The organism is Dorea sp. D27 (assembly GCF_001185345.1).
In the GTDB taxonomy this organism is placed as follows: Bacteria; Bacillota; Clostridia; order Lachnospirales; family Lachnospiraceae; genus Extibacter.
This window is the reverse complement of record NZ_KQ236743.1, coordinates 683,519-695,978: the sequence shown is the minus strand read 5'-3', so window position 1 is coordinate 695,978 and position 12,460 is coordinate 683,519. Positions and strand designations below refer to the sequence as shown.

12 protein-coding genes, 2 tRNA genes and 1 other annotated feature are annotated in these 12,460 nt (G+C 50.6%); of the genes, 2 read left to right on the top strand and 12 right to left on the bottom strand.

Annotated features, from left to right (window positions below):
* Positions 1-9: 9 nt before the first annotated feature.
* The 11 genes from rlmB to HMPREF0980_RS03200 all read right to left on the bottom strand — a co-directional run bounded on the left by rlmB (position 10) and on the right by HMPREF0980_RS03200 (position 10,355).
* A complete protein-coding gene (gene rlmB, locus HMPREF0980_RS03250; protein ID WP_049727689.1) occupies positions 10-762 on the bottom strand; it encodes a 23S rRNA (guanosine(2251)-2'-O)-methyltransferase RlmB in 753 nt (250 codons plus the stop codon).
* Complete coding sequence (locus HMPREF0980_RS03245) at positions 755-1,207, bottom strand: Mini-ribonuclease 3 (RefSeq protein ID WP_049727688.1); 453 nt, start codon at positions 1,205-1,207, stop codon at positions 755-757. Before HMPREF0980_RS03245 ends, rlmB begins: the two co-directional genes overlap by 8 nt.
* Entirely contained in the window at positions 1,192-2,598 is a 1,407-nt protein-coding gene (gene cysS / locus HMPREF0980_RS03240) for a cysteine--tRNA ligase (RefSeq protein WP_049727687.1), read from the bottom strand. The genes HMPREF0980_RS03245 and cysS overlap by 16 nt, the downstream gene beginning before the upstream one ends.
* A gap of 1 nt (position 2,599) precedes the next feature.
* Positions 2,600-3,298, bottom strand: coding sequence for a serine O-acetyltransferase EpsC (epsC, locus tag HMPREF0980_RS03235; RefSeq protein ID WP_049727686.1), 699 nt, complete (start codon positions 3,296-3,298; stop codon positions 2,600-2,602).
* A 46-nt stretch (positions 3,299-3,344) separates the two neighbouring features.
* Positions 3,345-3,567: a binding site (T-box leader), on the bottom strand.
* A gap of 59 nt (positions 3,568-3,626) precedes the next feature.
* Positions 3,627-4,541, bottom strand: a complete 915-nt coding sequence (locus HMPREF0980_RS03230) for an NAD(P)/FAD-dependent oxidoreductase (protein WP_049727685.1) — start codon at positions 4,539-4,541, stop codon at positions 3,627-3,629.
* 85 nt (positions 4,542-4,626) lie between these two features.
* On the bottom strand, positions 4,627-6,645 hold the full coding sequence (locus HMPREF0980_RS03225) for a sensor histidine kinase (RefSeq protein ID WP_198146195.1): 2,019 nt from the start codon (positions 6,643-6,645) through the stop codon (positions 4,627-4,629).
* Positions 6,646-6,670: 25 nt separating this feature from the next.
* The gene (locus HMPREF0980_RS03220; RefSeq protein WP_049727683.1) at positions 6,671-7,378 is read right to left on the bottom strand and encodes a response regulator transcription factor; all 708 of its coding nucleotides are present in this window, start codon (positions 7,376-7,378) and stop codon (positions 6,671-6,673) included.
* A gap of 180 nt (positions 7,379-7,558) precedes the next feature.
* Entirely contained in the window at positions 7,559-8,314 is a 756-nt protein-coding gene (gene aroD / locus HMPREF0980_RS03215) for a type I 3-dehydroquinate dehydratase (RefSeq protein ID WP_049727682.1), read from the bottom strand.
* 18 nt (positions 8,315-8,332) lie between these two features.
* Positions 8,333-9,331, bottom strand: coding sequence for a GNAT family N-acetyltransferase (locus tag HMPREF0980_RS03210; RefSeq protein WP_049727681.1), 999 nt, complete (start codon positions 9,329-9,331; stop codon positions 8,333-8,335).
* Positions 9,332-9,451: 120 nt separating this feature from the next.
* Entirely contained in the window at positions 9,452-10,000 is a 549-nt protein-coding gene (ispF, locus tag HMPREF0980_RS03205) for a 2-C-methyl-D-erythritol 2,4-cyclodiphosphate synthase (RefSeq protein WP_049727680.1), read from the bottom strand.
* Between the two features lies 1 nt (position 10,001).
* Positions 10,002-10,355 carry a hypothetical protein gene (locus HMPREF0980_RS03200; RefSeq protein ID WP_049727679.1) on the bottom strand — a complete coding sequence of 118 codons (354 nt, stop codon included), beginning with the start codon at positions 10,353-10,355 and terminating at the stop codon, positions 10,002-10,004.
* 205 nt (positions 10,356-10,560) lie between these two features.
* Here HMPREF0980_RS03200 and HMPREF0980_RS03195 point away from each other — a divergent pair.
* Positions 10,561-10,633 (top strand) — tRNA-Val (locus HMPREF0980_RS03195).
* Positions 10,634-10,677: 44 nt separating this feature from the next.
* Positions 10,678-10,751: transfer RNA gene (locus HMPREF0980_RS03190), tRNA-Met, on the top strand.
* A gap of 72 nt (positions 10,752-10,823) precedes the next feature.
* On the opposite strand, the gene gdhA is transcribed toward HMPREF0980_RS03190, so the two are convergent.
* Positions 10,824-12,158 carry an NADP-specific glutamate dehydrogenase gene (gdhA, locus tag HMPREF0980_RS03185; RefSeq protein WP_049727678.1) on the bottom strand — a complete coding sequence of 445 codons (1,335 nt, stop codon included), beginning with the start codon at positions 12,156-12,158 and terminating at the stop codon, positions 10,824-10,826.
* Positions 12,159-12,460: the final 302 nt, after the last annotated feature.

Here is a 12,460-nt window from a genome sequence, read left to right as displayed (position 1 = left end):
CATACCTCACTATTTCTGCAAGCGCTGCCTGACGATTTCATAGGCGAGCACTCCCGCCGCCACCGATGCGTTTAGGGAATCTATGTCACCCTTCATCGGGATGCCTGCCACGAAATCACACTTTTCCCTGACAAGGCGTCCGACCCCTTCACCCTCGCTGCCTATCACGAGGCCGATCGGTCCGGTCAGATTCAGGCGGTACATAGATTCCCCGCCCATATCCGCACAGACGAACCAGAACCCCTTCTCTTTCAGGTCTTCCATCGTCTTGGACAGGTTCGTCACCTTCGCCACCGGCGTGTAATTCAGGGCACCTGCCGATGTCTTTGCCACAGTCGCCGTAAGCCCTGCTGCCCGGCGCTTTGGAATGATAACTCCGTGGGCGCCCGCCAGATTGGCCGTACGGATGATCGCGCCGAGATTGTGCGGGTCTTCGATGTTGTCGAGCACAAAGAGGAACGGGTCTTCCCCCTTCTCCTGCGCCAGGGCAAGCATATCCTCAACTTCCCCATACTCATAGGCCGCGCCGTAAGCGATAACCCCCTGGTGCTTCCCGGTCTCCGACATCTGCGAAAGCCGTTCTTTTGTCACGAAGTTCAACACCGTATCGTGCTTTTTCGCCTCCCTTACGATAGTGCGGACAGGGCCGTCCTGGCATCCATCGAGGATAAACACCTTATCGACAGGCTTGCCTGAGCGGAATGCCTCCAGCACCGCGTTGCGCCCTTCGATCATCAATTCATTTACCTGACGTTCACTCATTCTCTTCTCCTTTTATACTGTCAAGCCCCAGCTTGACGAGATCCATCATCCGCCTGTAGTCCTGCCTCAGATACAGATACCCCATCAGCGCCTCGAAACCGGTGGCCCGCCTGTAGTCTGCCAGCGTCTGGTTCTTGGCCGGCGATACGCTCTTAGCGTTCCTGCCCCTTTTATAGACCGCATGTTCTTCTTCGGTCAGCTGGTCCTGAATCGTCCGCATCATCCGGGACTGGGCGGACGCCTGCACATAGGAGCTCGTCTCCTTATGCAGCTTTTTGACCTGCCGGTTCCCTTCATTAACCACAAGGCTCTTGATGATCAAATCAAAAATACTGTCGCCAATATATGCCAAAGCAAGAGGTGAATACTCTTTCATATCCACCTCTTTCATCTGAAAAGTCTCGCGCATATATGAATCAAACTGCCATTCTATGCCTTTTTCCATTTTACTCCTTCACGTGTGTCTTCTAATATGATGCCTTTCTCAAGCAGCTCGTCACGAATCTCATCCGCGCGTGCAAAGTTCTTCTCCTTCCGCGCAGCCTGGCGCTTGGCAATAAGCTTTTCTATATCTTCTTCCAGCATATCCTCTTTTTTGTCAACAATCAACCCCAATACACCTGTTAATTTGACAAGTCGGTCAAACAGCGCCTGCAGATAGGTCCTGGAGCTTTCCCCGTCTGCCGTCGTGTTGATATATTTGACCAGATCGAACACTGCCGCCACTGCATCAGCCGTATTGAAGTCATCCTCCATCGCGGCCTCGAAACCTTCTACAAACCCTTCCGACTTTACATATGCCTCTTGTTCCTCTGTGGACATCTCTTCATTCTTCGCTTTGCCCATGAGGAACTTCAGGTTATCCGCCGCATTGACGATACGCTCTAATCCATTTCTGGATGCTTCCATCAGGTCGGCACTGAAGTTGAGCGGACTTCTGTAGTGGGCGCTCAGCATGAAGAACCTCAGCACCTGCAGGTCATATTGTTCACTGATTTCCCTGACCGTACGGAAGTTGCCGAGAGATTTGCTCATCTTATGGTTGTCGATATTGAGGAATGCATTGTGCATCCAGTATTTCGCAAATTCCTTTCCGTTTGCCGCCTCACTCTGCGCAATCTCATTTTCATGGTGGGGAAATACGAGGTCCTCGCCACCTGCGTGGATATCAATCTGCTCCCCGAGATACTTTCTGGACATGACGGAACACTCGATATGCCATCCCGGACGTCCGTCGCTCCACGGTGAATCCCATGCCGGCTCCCCTTCCTTCTTCGGCTTCCAGAGGACAAAATCAAGCGGGTCTTCCTTTTCCTCTTCTCCTGTGACCAGCAGAGAACGTTCCCCCGTTCGCAGGTCATCCAGATTCTTGTGGGAGAGCTTTCCGTAATCCTTGAAGCTTCTCGTTCGGAAGTACACGGTACCGTTCTTCTCATACGCATAGCCTTTCTCGATAAGGTCTCCAATCATCTCCACCATGCCGCATATCTCTTCCGTAGCCAGCGGATGCTTCGTCGCCGGTTTTACATTCATGCCTTCCATATCCTTCTTGCACTCTGCGATATAGCGCTTGGATATCTCGTCCGCGGACACCCTCTCTTCAATCGCTTTCTTGATGATCTTGTCGTCCACGTCAGTAAAGTTGGACACATAGTTCACATCATAGCCTTTATATTCAAAATATCTTCTCACCGTGTCAAACACGATCATCGGCCTTGCATTGCCGATATGGATAAAGTTGTAGACTGTGGGGCCGCACACGTACATCTTGACCTTTCCTTCCTCCACAGGTACGAATTCTTCTTTTTTTCTTGTGAGCGTATTAAACACTTTCATATTATTCCTTTTCCTCCTCGTTCAACACTTCTATATTGTCTTCCCGCATGCACCTCATGCGCTTCTCCATCTCCTGGATCTGCCGGTGCATTCGGACATTGTCCTTTTGCAGCTCCCGGATATCATTGCTGATAGGATCCGGCAGATGCACCTGATCCATATCTACACGCGGTATCCTCTGGTCTCCCATCTTGACTACCCTGCCGGGCACTCCCACCACCGTACAATTGGGCGGCACTTCCTCAAGCACGACCGAACCGGCTCCAATCTTAGAATTCTCTCCGATCGTAAAGGAGCCGAGTATCTTGGCACCCGCACTCACCATCACGTTATCCCGCAGCGTCGGATGCCGCTTTCCCTGCTCCTTGCCGGTTCCTCCAAGGGTCACTCCCTGGTACAAGGTCACGTTGTTGCCGATTTCCGTCGTCTCTCCGATGATTACGCCGCTGCCGTGGTCGATAAAAAGTCCCTTGCCAATCCTGGCTCCCGGATGGATCTCTATCCCAGTCTTTCTTGCTGCACGCTGAGAAATCCACCGGGCCAGAAAAAAGTGCTTTTTCCGATACAGCTTATGGGCAATCCGGTATCTCAGTATAACCTTGAAGCTCGGATACAGGAACACTTCCATATTCGATTTGATGGCAGGGTCTCTCTCCCTGATCACTTTCACTTCTTCTCTTACATAAGACAGTATACCCATAATAAACACCTCTGAAATAAAAAAATACCCCATCTCTTAACATAGATTAAGAGACGGGATATGCCCGCGGTTCCACTCTTATAGAAGCAGACGCTTCCACTCGAAACACGTAACGTGTGTAATCCGTATCCGGCTACCTGCACAAGCTGTTCGCCGGACAGGCTCCCGAATGCACTTCACATACCCTTCCCTCAAAGCTGCTTTCAGCCAGTGACAGCTTCTCTCTGTTAGTTCCGCGGCATGTTACTCTCTTCGTTCCCCGCCTTTACCATATATATCATATAATATGAGAAAAAGCAGTTTTTGTCAACACTGCTTTTTCTCAACCTTATTCACTGCTTCTACACCAGGCTGCCGCATTGATTGCAGCCACTGCCCCTTCCGCCACGGCTGTAGCCGCCTGCCGAACCTGTTTTGCACAGATATCTCCGGCCGCATAGACCCCGGGAATGTTCGTCATCTGCCTGTCATCTGTCACAAGATATCCGTCCGCCTGTTCAAGCTCAGGATAAAGCTCCGTGTTCGGTATCGACCCGGCATAGATAAATACGCCGCAGCCGTCACAACGGATCGTCTCCGACTCTTTCGTATGTTCATCTCTTAGCGTCAGGAAATCTACCCGGCCGTCCCCTTGAAGCGCCGCAAGCCTCGTATGCAGACGCAGCTCGATATTTTCGGTTTTCTTTACCTTCTCTGTAAATTCCGGGATTGCTCCGAGCTTATCTTCAAAATGGATGATCGTGAGCTTCCTTGCATAACCAGCCAGGAACAACGCCTCCTTCACCGCGCCGTCGGCGCCGCCGACGACAAAGATGTCCTTGCCTTCGTACTCCTTTGCCGCCTTCGCTGCATTCATCCCGACTCCATGCCCTTCCAGTTCCGCCTCTCCAGGTATCCCAAGCTTCTTAGGGGTAGTGCCTGCCGCTATGATGACGGCCTTCGCCTCATAGATTCCGCCGTCCGTCGTAATCCTTTTTACATCTCCGGTCAGTTCGACAGCCGACGCCTTCTCTTTGCGTATCTCTATCCCATAGGATTCCGCCTGCTTCTTCAGCCGCTCTGCAAACGACGCGCCAGTCTCTCCCTCTATGATGCCGGAATAGTGGGTTACGGTGGACACGCCGCCGAGCAGCCCTCCTACCTCCTTTTCTTCCAGGACGACCGTATCAAGCCCCCGGCTCGCCGCATAGACCGCACTGCTGATTCCCGCAGGTCCCGCACCTATAATACATATATCATACATAATTCTTACCTCGCTTTCGTATATAGTATAACACCAGATAACGATTAGTAAAAATTATAATATTTTATTTTTCTATAAGTTGTTCTTATCGTTTGGCCGCTTCCATATTCCACCGTATCTCAGCTTTATAAAGGTCTGCCTCCGTCTCTATCTTGAGCCTGCCGCCCTGCAGTTCCGTAAAGCTCTTCGCGATGGCAAGCCCCAGGCCGGAACCTTCTGTATTCCTGGACGCATCTCCGCGCACAAAACGATCGGTAATCTCTTCCGGATTAAAATCAAGTTCAGCAGCCGATATGTTTTTCATCCGCACTACCGCATCCTCTCCTTCCTGTACGAGCTCAATATACACTCTCGTATGGGGCATGGCGTACTTGACGATGTTCACAAGAAGATTCTCAAATATCCGGTATGTCTTCTGGCTGTCCAGCCTCAGGACGAGCCTTTCTTCCGGATAGCTGCAGCGGAATTCAAGGCCCGCTTCTTCAATCTTATCCTCCAGTTCGAGCTTCACCTGTTTGAACAGATTGACGATATCTACGTTAACAAGATCCAGTGTCACATTTTCGCTGCTCGCCTTGCTTATCTCGAACAAATCTTCAATGAGCACCTTCAGCCTGTTCGACTTCTGTTCCAGCACCTGGATATAGGATCTGCGTTTATCCTCGTCCTTCTCTTCCTTCAGGAGGTTCACGTAGGTGATGATTGCAGTCAGCGGCGTCTTAAGGTCATGTGAGACATTTGTGATAAGCTCCGTCTTCATCTTCTGGCTCTTGACCTCCTCGTTCACTGCCATCTTAAAACCATTCTGTATCTTCTCAATCTCTGTCCGGAACGGGCTGAATACCCCCAGGTCCCCTTCAATCTCCGTATCCAGATTTCCCTCCGCAATCTTATTCGTTGCTTTCAGAAGAAGTGCATACTTATCTTTCAGATCGTTAAAATACTTTCTGAGCACGATGAAGAGCAGGATGGAATATACGATGAGGCCGATGATTCCAAACAGCCATAGCGAACAGAGCACGAGCAGGATGATAAAGTTGGCAAGCACTATCTTAATGATTATCTTGTTGTTCCTGTCGTTGAAGTCAATCTCATCCATGGAACGGTACAGCATGTTCATCTTCTCCTTGCACCAGCTCCACATGCGTTCCAGAAGTCCTTTCGCCTGATCCCAGAGCTTAAGGATAAGAACTTTCTCCTTCACATACTCCCGGATTCCCATCTTTTTAATCTGCCGGAGGCAGCATGCGCCCCAGTAGACCGACGCGAAGAACATGGCCCAAAGCATGAAGTCCAGCATATCCGGTATGCCTTTCCTCCTGCCCAGAATCGCATCCACATTGGATATGATTGCGCAGAAAGCGATGAGCGGTACTCCGACTGCTGCCTCGAGCGGCGCGTGGAATATCATCTCCTCCCCGGTATGGAAGGACGGGCGGCTTGGAAAATACACGGCGGCCAGACACATGAGCAGGATGAGTACAGATAAGCCATAGACGATTGCATCAGGCGCAAAGCCGTAATAGCTGAGCGATTCCTCCAGATAGTCCTTGACATTCTGCTCCGTCATCACATAAGTATACGTTCTGTCAGCAGGCCTGCTCAGCTCCTCTACATTGTATTCCATCGCATAGTCGGAATACATGCCTTCGCTGTCAGCGCTGCTGATGAGCTTTTTCAGTTCTGTCATCTGACCTTCTCTGTAGTCGCCTGATACTGTTTCTATAGTAGCCGAACCATTCTTATCATAGGAGATTACGATACCTACCGCGTATGATTCCAGGTCTTTCTCTTTCAGCTCTTTGGTGGAACCGGTCAGGCTCTTGTCAATCACCTTTCCGCTGCCATCCTGGACCTGATATTCCGTGTACGGATATATCTCTTTGTAATACTCCGTCAGAGATGGGTAGTCCTCATCCAGACCGCTGTCCTGCAGGTTTCCCGTCTCCTCAATGTTGTAGAGGATATAGTTGCTCTTTAAGAACAGGTTCAGGAAATCCTCGGATTGAAGATATCCTTCCTTGACCTTCTCCTCTGCCTTGCGGCTGTCATCGTACGACTGGCCGTACTGTCCGATCATGATGCATGAAGACAGCAATACCATGATTATAATTAGCGCTACGGCAAGTTTATGCCTGTTTTTCAATTTTGTATCCAACGCCCCACACCACCTTCAAATATTTTGGTTCTTTTGGATTGATCTCTATTTTCTCACGGATATTACGGATATGGACCATGATAGTGTCCGTCGTAATGGCCCGTTCGTTCCAAACACGTTCATATATCTCTTCTGCTGAAAATACTCTTCCGGGGCTTTTCATGAGCAGCAGCAGAATCTTATACTCAATCGGCGTCAGCTTTACCGGCTCCCCGTCCACCGCTGCTTCTACCGTATCTTCATTTATTTCCAGTCCGCCGATGACGTGGATGTTCGAGGTGTCCTCTTTTGCGTTCAGCTTCTCCGCGAATTTCCGGTATCTTCTGAGCTGGGAATTCACCCGCGCCAGCAGCTCCATCGGTGTAAATGGTTTTGTGACATAGTCATCCGCCCCTATGTTAAGGCCCATGATCTTATCTACTTCTTCTGATTTGGCCGACAGCATGATGACGGGAAAGTCATGCTTTTCCCTCAGCCTTACTACCATCGTGATGCCATCCATCCTCGGCATCATCACGTCCACTATCGCAAGATGTATGTCTTCTCTCTCGATGACTTCCAGGCCTTCTCTGCCGTCGGCCGCCTGGTATACCTCATATCCCTGGCTTTTCAGATATATCTCTACACCTTCCCTAATCTCCTTGTCATCTTCTACTATTAATACGTGATTCATCTCCATTATCGTCCGCTCCTCATCTCATATGCTCTGCATGGCCTCAGCCAGATTAATATTCATAATAACACCTCCCTTTGGTCCCCGTAATATTACTCTACGATCGGATTCTAAAGGGAGGCTTTATAAAAAACGAAAGAATTTCTAAAGTTGCCTGCATCAGCCGTCCTATCGGCCTCGCCGGCATCATATGCGCAGGATATCCAGCATCTCAGACATCTTGTCTACGCTTATCTGTCCCGGGGCAGAGGCCCTGCCTGCTGCCGCGAATGTGACAGCAGAGCCGAACACTTCTCCTGACAGCCGGCTCACCGCTCCAAGTGCCGCCATGGACATCGAGATGACGGGGCTGCAGTCCTCCGCTTCCGTCATAGTGAGCGTGGCGTCAAGGAGCGTCAGAACATCCCTGCCGTTCTGTGGCATGACTGCTATCTTCCATATATCTGCCCCCAATGCCTCCATATGCCTGAATCTCCTGAGCAGCTCTTCTTTTGGCGGGGTCTTATGAAAGTCATGGTTTGACGCCACCACCTTTGCGCCTGCACGATGTACTTCTCTCACAATATCTTCTGCCGTCTCCCTGGCCGTGAATACTTCCACATCGATAAGATCTGCATATCCCGACCGCGCCACAGCCGCACACAGCTCTGCGTAAGCCTCAGCAGCCATCTTGACGGCCCCGCCTTCCGCCGCTGTACGAATCGTAAAAAGAAGGGGAAGATCACCGAGCACCTTCCTGAGTTCCCGGACCGTATCCACTACCCTGCTGATATCCTGAACATCCTGATACCAGTCGGCCCTCCACTCTGCCATGTCCAGCGGAAGTCCGCGAAGGGCCGCCGCCTGTGCCAGAATTCCTTCCTTCTCTGCCTCCACGATCGGGACGCATATCTTCGGGCGTCCTTCGCCAATCTTGATAGTTCTGACAGTTACCGGTCTCATATTGTTCTCCTTTCCCTTCTAAACGACTTCATTGATATACATATGCGACAGAGGTATGATCTTGTTAAGTTCCGCCTTCATACGCCCCGTCATCTCAACGCCTTCTCTGCAGCACGCTTCCTCAGCCGTACATGCCCCAAAGACAATCTCACCGAGCGTAGCGATATCAACCGTCCCCTCGCAGTTCTCTACGTTCCCTTCCATCAGCATCACGCCGGAATGTTCGGTCCCTGTAAGGACGACACACCGGTTGTTTGCTTCAATGACAGGGTCTGTGATACGGAAGCATACCGCTGTCAGGCTCCTGAGGTTCAGGCTCATGAGCATCCGCCCTGCATCCAGGATGCGTATCATAATCAACGGCCTGCCCGTGTCTTGTTCCGGAACATGGGGACGGCAGTCGGTTATCACCCCATCCTTCCGGTACACCATGAGTTTTCCGCCGTCTGCCGCGTATTCTCTTTTCAGTCTCTCGTAATAAGCCGCGCTTCGTAAGGCGAACACATCATAATGCTCCGTCAGACACTTGTTCGCCCAATCTGCAAGCTCCCCGCATTCTCCGTCTTGAAGTTCACGGATTACCGTATCTTTTAGCCCCTCGTCCGCCACGGTATAAAAGCATCTCTTCTGCTCATATACGGTGCGGAAATCGTAAGGCAGATAAATGGCCTGCGCAGCGGGCATCAGGAACGTGAATGTCTCGCCGGATTGGTACATGTCCAGGAGGGCGCCGGTCAGCAGCTCCCTCATATATCCCTTCTTCCGGTAGGCCGCCCTCGTGGCGACTGCCACGATATAGTGAGCCGTCTGTTTCCGTCCGCTCACATACATCTTATATGGGTTCAGATGCAGCATCGCCTGGATATCCCCGTCTTCTTCTATCACATATATCTTATTATCTCTTATCTTTTCAGTATAATAGTAGTCCACGAATTCCCGGCTGTCATCAGGAAACACCTCTTCATAGAGCCGCTTCGTCCTTATATGCTCTTCTACCGGCAGTTTTCTCATATTCATGCATGTCATCTCCTTTTGCTGCGAGTGCGATTCCCCCGGAGAGTTTCCGTTACAATAGGAAACGCAGTTGCCTATGTAATGAAAATAGACTGCGCGCTGCGCAATCTATTTTACCTGTCGTCACATTGTGCTTCGCGGGCAGCCGGAACACCCGCCGCACCTGCCCTCCGCGGGTCCAACCGCGTAGCTGGCATTTACTATCGTCTCAAGACCTGCTATCGCCTGTGCCGATATTCCTTCCCCGTTTCCTGTAAATCCAAGCCCTTCCTCTGTCGTGGCCTTTATATTCACCTGCCCCGTCTCCAGATGCAGCGCGTCAGCGATATTTTTCCGCATATTCTCTATATAGGGAGCCATCTTCGGACGCTGCGCGATTATCGTGGCATCGATGTTGCCGATGACGTACAGCTCCTCTTCAATGAGCTCTCCGACGCGCTCCAGCAGCTTCATGCTAGACACCCCTTCATATTCAGGGGCCGTATCGGGGAAATGCTTCCCGATATCCCCGAGAGCCGCGGCTCCAAGCAGCGCATCCATAACAGCGTGCAGCAGCACGTCCGCATCCGAGTGGCCGAGCAGCCCCCTTTCAAAAGGAATCGTTACCCCGCCGATTACCAGCTCTCTACCTTCCACAAGCTTATGAACATCATAGCCCATTCCTACCCGCATATCATTGCTCCTCTTTCTCTTCTTCAGCCTTTTCCATATTGTTGCCGCCTTCCACGGTTTCTATCATATTATCTCCCCTATTCTCAGGCAGGGCATCGCCTTTTGCTTCTTCTGGAGCCTCTTCCTGTCCTTCATCTTCCTGATCTGCATCCGGCTCCTGCAGCCCTTCTTTCAGAAATATCCTGACACCTGTCAAGAGCCATCCGAGTCCAATCACAGCGAATACCGCCCCTGCCACTGTATACCACACATAATTCTCCGGCATCTCTGTCAGGGCATCTTTAATGAGCCCGATTCCAAGATACGCAAGATAGCCTCCCGTAATAAGCCGGAATACGAAACGTCCTTTTGTCATATTTATCTGTAACCTCCTGTTTTCTGTACATTTATCCTCGCTTTGACCGATTAAAAAAACTATATCATAAACTTATATTGAATGCAATAACGGCAGAAAATGCACATCGGTAAAAAATTACAAATTTCCTCAAAAAAGGTGTTGACATATTCCTGATTTCAATAGTATAATAGCAAAGCGGGTTGCGAGAGAACAACCCCTGAACGGGATCATAGCTCAGCTGGGAGAGCATCTGCCTTACAAGCAGAGGGTCATAGGTTCGAGCCCTATTGGTCCCATTTACAGGAAAAGATTTGTCTTTTCCTGTAACAGTTTCACATTTGGCGGGATAGCTCAGTTGGCTAGAGCATACGGTTCATACCCGTAGTGTCGCTGGTTCAAATCCAGTTCCCGCTAAGTAAAAAAATCCATCGGTTACGATGGATTTTTTTTGATGGGTTCGGGAAGGGGTCAGGCCCCTTCCTTCCTCTACACGATGCCCTGTGCGGTCATCGCCTCTACTACTTTTTCAAATCCTGCTATGTTGGCACCCACGACATAATTGCCTTCAGCTTCGTAGCGTCTTGCTGCATCCGCCATGTTGTGGCAGATATTTATCATGATGCCCTGGAGCTTGGAATCCACCTCGTCGAACGACCAGCTCAGCCGTTCGCTGTTCTGCGACATCTCAAGAGCTGACGTGGCAACTCCGCCTGCATTGGCTGCCTTGCCCGGAGCAAAGAGCACGCCGTGGCTCTGAAGGTATTCTGTCGCCTCCAGCGTGGTTGGCATGTTTGCACCTTCCGCCACCGCGATACAGCCATTTTCTACAAGCAGCTTCGCGTCATCGATGAGAAGTTCGTTCTGCGTCGCACATGGCAGCGCGATATCCGCTTTTACGGACCATACGCCGCGGCCTTCATGATATTCGGAGTTCGGGCGGTAGTTCTTATATTCGGTAAGCCTCGCCCGGTTTACTTCTTTGATTTCCTTAAGCGCAGACACGTCGATTCCGTCCGGGTCATATACCCAGCCGTTGGAGTCGCTCACCGTCACCACTTTCGCACCGAGCTGCTGCGCTTTCTGCGTCGCGTAGATTGCTACATTTCCGGAACCTGATACCGCTGCCGTCTTGCCCGCGATGTCATGGCCGTTAATCTTCAGCATCTCCTTGGTAAGATAAAGCAGGCCGTAGCCTGTCGCCTCCGTTCTTGCAAGCGAGCCGCCGTAACTCAGCCCTTTGCCGGTAAGCACGCCTTCGTATACGCCTCGTATTCTCTTGTACTGTCCGAACATATAGCCGATTTCTCTTGCCCCGGTTCCTATGTCTCCGGCAGGCACATCCGTGTCCGCACCGATGTATTTACACAGCTCTGTCATGAAGCTCTGGCAGAATGCCATCACTTCCCTGTCCGACTTTCCCTTAGGGTCGAAGTCAGACCCTCCTTTGCCGCCGCCGATTGGCAGTCCGGTCAGAGAGTTTTTAAAGATCTGCTCAAACCCAAGGAACTTGATAATCCCAAGATTGACAGACGGATGAAGGCGAAGGCCTCCTTTGTAAGGACCGATTGCGCTGTTGAACTGTACACGGTACCCTGTGTTCACCTGAACCTGGCCTTTGTCATCTACCCACGGTACACGGAACTTGAACTGCCGCTCCGGCTCGACAAGCCTCTCTAACAGCGCGTCTCTTCTATACTTTTCTTCATTTGCTTCCACCACTACTCTGAGAGATTCCAGCACTTCCTTCACAGCCTGGTGGAACTCCGGTTCCGCCGGGTTCTTGGCGACTACTTTTTCCAGCACTTCATCAACATAAGACATACTTAACTCCTCCTTGGTTTTTATATGAATCAGGCGGGCAGATCGTGTATCGGACTATCCCTCTGACGTCTCTGTCCATTTACCATCTTAAAGTATTCTTATGAAAATGACAAGAATTTTTTTCTCGTTTTTCCACTTTTTTGCAACTTTTCCATTTCATTCTTGCAAATCAACGCTTTTTTATGCAATTTTTAACGTCTTTCTCTGCAAAATTGCATTTTACCACTTATGCATTTTCATATTGTACTAATTTTTCCTCCCTGTCACCCGCAGCCGTATGCTATATTCCAGTGAACAGCGCG

What these genes read in the sequence shown, in the direction of transcription:
- gdhA (WP_049727678.1), bottom strand. Translation starts at nt 12,158, where the DNA reads ATGTCTTATGTTGATGAAGTGCTGGAAAAAGTAGTCGCCAAGAACCCG.
- HMPREF0980_RS03200 (WP_049727679.1), bottom strand. Translation starts at nt 10,355, where the DNA reads ATGACAAAAGGACGTTTCGTATTCCGGCTTATTACGGGAGGCTATCTT.
- HMPREF0980_RS03225 (WP_198146195.1), bottom strand. Translation starts at nt 6,645, where the DNA reads ATGGTATTGCTGTCTTCATGCATCATGATCGGACAGTACGGCCAGTCG.
- epsC (WP_049727686.1), bottom strand. Translation starts at nt 3,298, where the DNA reads ATGGGTATACTGTCTTATGTAAGAGAAGAAGTGAAAGTGATCAGGGAG.
- HMPREF0980_RS03230 (WP_049727685.1), bottom strand. Translation starts at nt 4,541, where the DNA reads ATGTATGATATATGTATTATAGGTGCGGGACCTGCGGGAATCAGCAGT.
- HMPREF0980_RS03245 (WP_049727688.1), bottom strand. Translation starts at nt 1,207, where the DNA reads ATGGAAAAAGGCATAGAATGGCAGTTTGATTCATATATGCGCGAGACT.
- ispF (WP_049727680.1), bottom strand. Translation starts at nt 10,000, where the DNA reads ATGCGGGTAGGAATGGGCTATGATGTTCATAAGCTTGTGGAAGGTAGA.
- rlmB (WP_049727689.1), bottom strand. Translation starts at nt 762, where the DNA reads ATGAGTGAACGTCAGGTAAATGAATTGATGATCGAAGGGCGCAACGCG.
- aroD (WP_049727682.1), bottom strand. Translation starts at nt 8,314, where the DNA reads ATGAGACCGGTAACTGTCAGAACTATCAAGATTGGCGAAGGACGCCCG.
- cysS (WP_049727687.1), bottom strand. Translation starts at nt 2,598, where the DNA reads ATGAAAGTGTTTAATACGCTCACAAGAAAAAAAGAAGAATTCGTACCT.
- HMPREF0980_RS03220 (WP_049727683.1), bottom strand. Translation starts at nt 7,378, where the DNA reads ATGGAGATGAATCACGTATTAATAGTAGAAGATGACAAGGAGATTAGG.
- HMPREF0980_RS03210 (WP_049727681.1), bottom strand. Translation starts at nt 9,331, where the DNA reads ATGAATATGAGAAAACTGCCGGTAGAAGAGCATATAAGGACGAAGCGG.